Source organism: Clostridium sp., from assembly GCF_051654825.1.
In the GTDB taxonomy this organism is placed as follows: Bacteria; Bacillota; Clostridia; order Clostridiales; family Clostridiaceae; genus Clostridium.
The window spans coordinates 1-4,217 of the sequence record NZ_JBOFYU010000048.1 but is presented as its reverse complement, the minus strand read 5'-3'; the positions used below and the strand labels follow the sequence as shown (position 1 = coordinate 4,217).

Here is a 4,217-nt window from a genome sequence, read left to right as displayed (position 1 = left end):
ATGGATATTGTCCACCATCCCAATAAGTCTTAATATCGCCATCAATAGCATTATTTAATACATTCTTTTTGCTATCGTCTCTTCCATAAACTCTTTTGCCTTGTGCAATATTAACTTTGTTAGCTTCCTTTTGTTCCTTTGAAACAACTTCACTATTTGTCTTTGCAGTAACATTGACTGGATTAATTACTGTTGGTAGTAAGATACCTACAGATAATGCAGCAGCAATTATGCTTTTTACTTTTTTGTTTATCATCCTCTCATCCTCCTAATATATTTATTTTCACCCTGATATTACCATGTTTTAAATTTAATGTATATAAATGTAAGTATACTGTAATGGAATTGTTATTAATTAGTAAGAATAGATTCTTCTTGTAATTTTATTGTAATCTAATTTTAACGAAATCAACTATATAATAATGGTGATAAAAATAATTTTTCTTTTATTATTATCAAGCCTTTTAAATTTAAAAAAGAAGTACTAGTGGATGCTAACACTAGTACTTCTTTTTTAATTTACTACCTTTAAGTAAACTGTAATCAACTTGTAATATTATACATATTTTTGTAACTTTAATGTAAGCTAATATTAATAAAGATATGTGTATAATAAAGGAGATCAATAGTTTTTCTTTTATTTTTACAAAACCCTTAAGTTTTAGACAGAAGTAATAGTAAGTATATACTATTGCTTCTGTTTTTTTATTCTGTTCTTAATGAATCTACTGGATCTAACTTTGAAGCCTTCTTAGCGGGGAATAATCCAGCAGTCATACTTACAATTGTACTTATTGCAACGCCTGATAATGCATAAGTAAGTGTAATATTCATAACTTCTATATCAAATATTTCCATAGAACCCTTATTAACTATTAGAGATATTAAAAACGCTCCAGTTAATCCTATTATTCCACTTGATAAGCCTATTAAAAATGCTTCTGATACAAATATTCTCTTAATATCCTTACTTCTTGCTCCTATAGCTCTAAGTAATCCAATTTCCTTTGTTCTTTCAACAACACTTATATATAGTACAACTAAAATCATTATTGAAGAAACTACTAATGATATTGCTGCAATTCCTGTTGTTACTACTGTTAATACATTTAACATACTAATCATTTGATCACCCATAGCTTCGGCTGTAGGTCCTGCATATCCTAAGTCTGATACTTGAGCCTTGATGTTACTAGCAATATCCTCATTATCTGTTACTAAGTAAACCACATTTGGAATTAAGCTTTCATTATCTTTATTTAATATTCTTTCAATGTCATCATAATTTACATAAGCTAATTCCATAGTATCAACCATTCCATTATTTTCACCAGCTGTATAAACACCACTTACTCTAAAATCACCTTTAACAACTCTTCCATCAATTACAGCATTTAAAGCAACTGTTTTTCCAACAATATCTTCACCTAGCTTGTCTACAACAAGACTATTAATTAAAATTTCATTTTCACCAGGTAATTTACCCTCTGCTATGTTTTTATCTGTTAATGTAGATGATGTACTTAATAATCCCATTAAGTCACTTTGTTTATCCTCAAACTTTAATGAGTTAGTTCCTGGCATAGCTATATAAGTAAAGCCTTTTTCTAATTCAGTTACTCCCTCTAGCTTAGATAGCTCATCTATATTTTCCTCTTCAAAGGCTACCTTTTCTCCCATCATAGCCTTCATTGCTGATGATGGATCATTTGGGTCCATATTAGTTGGCATATTTACCTCAACTACTAATGGATTCATAAAGTTTTCTATCATATTGCTAAAATATGCTTTCATACCATCACCTAAGGCAAGCATTATAATAAGACTCATAATCCCAATACTTACTCCTAGAGATACTAATATATTTCTTTTTAATTTTTGTTTCATATTATATACTGCTAGCTTTGTTGCAGAAAAGAAGCTTAAGTTTTCACTCTTATTAGCCCCTGGGCTTTTTACTTCACTATGGTCTACAGTAGCTGCAATTTCAGCTAATACTTCATTTGAACTATCTCTAATAATTTCTCCATCAGCTATTTGAACTATTCTACTTGAATGAGCTGCAACCTTTTCTGAATGAGTTACCATTATTACAAGCTTGCCCTTTGCTGCAATATCATTTATTATCCTTAACACTTGTCCTGTTGTTTCAGAATCTAAAGCACCTGTTGGCTCATCAGCTAATATTATATCTGGATCATTAATTAAAGCTCTTGCGATTGCAACCCTTTGCCTTTGCCCACCTGATAATTGATTAGGTTTTTTATGTATGTGCTTTTCTAAACCTACTTGCTTTAAAGCTTCTGTTGCCTTTAATATACGCTCTTCCTTATTAATATTAGATAATGTTAATGCTATAGTTACATTATCTAATATAGATAAATGAGGTATTAAATTACAGCTTTGAAATACAAAGCCTATATTATTTTTTCTATAATTATCTAATTCCTTTTCTGAAAAATCACCTATATTTTTTCCTTCAAGCAATAAGCTTCCCTCAAACTGAGAATCTAATCCCCCAATTAAATTCATAAGGGTAGATTTACCACTACCTGATTCTCCTATGATAGATACTAGCTCCCCCCTATTAAATGATATATTAATATCCTTTAATACTTGGAAGCTTTGGTTGCTGCTTATTTTGTAACTTTTATTAATCTGTTTTAGTTGTAATAACTCCATATAATATCTCCCATCCCTCTTTAGTTTTAAACTCTTTTTGCTTTTATCAATATGTTATATGAGAACTTGCCATTATCCAAATTAACTTTTTGTTAATGACAAGTTTATATTTTTATTATTCTACCTTATCAATTGGCTTTATTACTTTAGTTAATATTTTATAAAGACCATTTCCATATATCTTTTTTAAAGGACTAACCTTTGCCCCTGGAAAATAAGCTTTATCTAATAAATCTTTTTCTTCCCAATATTTTTTATCTAAAGGAAATACATTAGTAGCTAGTGCTCTTTGTATGCTATAGGTATATACTTCCTTAAAGCTTGGTGAGTATCCCTTACCATTTGAATCAATAAGCTTAATAAATCTTGCTAATTCCTTTTCCTCAATAGGTTTATTAAAGGTTCTACCATTTCTTGAAACAGTACCACCTAATGCAACGCCCCATTGTGTCATAACTTCTTTAATAGAATTTAATGTATTTTCTATACCTGAGCCTTGTGTATTTGCAAGAAGTAAGGTAGGCTTTTGATAAACTTCACTTCTATGAAACCAGCTACATGTTCTATCAATAAATGTCTTTAATATTCCACTCATATTATTTAAGTAAACTGGAGTTCCTATAACTAATCCATCACAGTTAATTATTTTTTCTATTATTAAGTTTACCTCATCCTTTACAAAGCATTTAGACTTTAAAACACATACTTCACAGCCCTTACAAAAGTCAATTTTATAATCATTAAGGTTAATAAGCTCAGTTTCATATCCATTGCTTTGTAATATACTTTGAACTGATTTTAAAAGTTTATATGTATTTTTCTTTCTATTACTTGAATTAATTAATAATATCTTTTTCATAATTTCCCCCATAAATTACACATAGTTAATAGACTTCATTTTTGTTACACTTGTTCCGTATTAATTGATATTATATAATTTACTCATATAATTCACAATAATTTATAGAGATGTGGTACAGGAGGTATTAAAATGTATCATAAAAAAAATGATAAGCGGTCAAATCAATCTAGCCAATGGATATATGAAGCATTGAAAGAATTAATGAAGGTTAATGATTACTCTAAAATATCTGTTACAAATATAGTAAATGAAGCCAATATTGGCAGAACTACTTTTTATAGAAATTTTGAAACTATAGATGATGTATTGCAAATGAAATGTGATGAAAAGTTTTTTGAATTTCGTAATTACTGCATTGATTATTATAAATTAAATGAGTCTGAAGATAAGTCATTTTTAAAGCCATTTCTTACTTATTGGTATGATAACTCAGAAATTATTGAGTTACTAATTAAGGCTAAGCGTGAAAGCATTATAAAAGATAATTTAAGAAAAGAAATTGACTTTTTTATATCCTCATCATCTATAACTGATCATAAGGTTATTACATCTTATATTAATTATTTTATAGAAATGAGAGTATCTAATTGTATAAGTATATTAACTGAGTGGATTAAAAACGGTAAAAATATACCACCTGAAAAATTAGCTCAAATTATTTCTGCTCAAACAA

General features: G+C 28.5%; 4 protein-coding genes. 1 reads left to right on the top strand and 3 read right to left on the bottom strand.

Going from position 1 to position 4,217, the window contains the following annotated elements:
- The 3 genes from ACRDBA_RS02960 to ACRDBA_RS02950 form a co-directional block, all read right to left on the bottom strand.
- Positions 1 to 256: hypothetical protein (locus ACRDBA_RS02960; protein ID WP_438571443.1), on the bottom strand; the 256-nt coding region annotated here is incomplete at its 3' end.
- A gap of 449 nt (positions 257 to 705) precedes the next feature.
- Positions 706 to 2,682 carry an ATP-binding cassette domain-containing protein gene (locus ACRDBA_RS02955; RefSeq protein WP_438571442.1) on the bottom strand — a complete coding sequence of 659 codons (1,977 nt, stop codon included), beginning with the start codon at positions 2,680 to 2,682 and terminating at the stop codon, positions 706 to 708.
- A 115-nt stretch (positions 2,683 to 2,797) separates the two neighbouring features.
- On the bottom strand, positions 2,798 to 3,541 hold the full coding sequence (locus tag ACRDBA_RS02950) for a flavodoxin family protein (protein WP_438571441.1): 744 nt from the start codon (positions 3,539 to 3,541) through the stop codon (positions 2,798 to 2,800).
- Positions 3,542 to 3,673: 132 nt separating this feature from the next.
- On the opposite strand from ACRDBA_RS02950, the gene ACRDBA_RS02945 reads away from it, so the two are divergent.
- On the top strand, positions 3,674 to 4,217 hold a 544-nt coding region (locus ACRDBA_RS02945), incomplete at its 3' end, for a TetR/AcrR family transcriptional regulator (RefSeq protein WP_438571440.1).